Here is a 373-nt window from a genome sequence, read left to right as displayed (position 1 = left end):
GAACGATTTGAACCACTAGTTAGGCCAGCCACATTTCGCAGCCTTGGGTACAGGTATAAGTTGACCGGAGGAGGTCGCAAAGAAAAGCTCATCTGTATAAATTAGCTCCGTACTGACGCTAAAAATGTGGGGCTTTACAAGTTCTGGTGGAACCGAAAATCTACCAGTGTAATATCTCTTATCTTGGTCTGTGATAATGATATTGCAGCCTTCGTACCAGGGAATTTTTGCTTCACTCCCAGGATTAATATTCCAAGAGTAACCTCCGTCAGGTCTAGAAATCACTAGTAATGAAGCGCTCTCATTCTTGATGTTGGCGTTCATTACAGAGGGGCAGCCCGTGAGCTGAGTTGCAAGTAGTGAGATTAAGACC

1 protein-coding gene is annotated in these 373 nt (G+C 44.5%); it reads right to left on the bottom strand.

Annotated features, from left to right (window positions below; genetic code table 11):
* Positions 1 to 15: 15 nt before the first annotated feature.
* Positions 16 to 373, bottom strand: a 358-nt coding sequence (locus J0A65_RS26380) for a hypothetical protein (RefSeq protein ID WP_206597143.1), incomplete at its 5' end; no start/stop codon positions are given.

This window comes from Bowmanella yangjiangensis, from assembly GCF_017255015.1.
Taxonomy (GTDB): domain Bacteria; phylum Pseudomonadota; class Gammaproteobacteria; order Enterobacterales; family Alteromonadaceae; genus Bowmanella; species Bowmanella yangjiangensis.
This window is presented reverse-complemented; position numbering and strand designations above follow the sequence as displayed.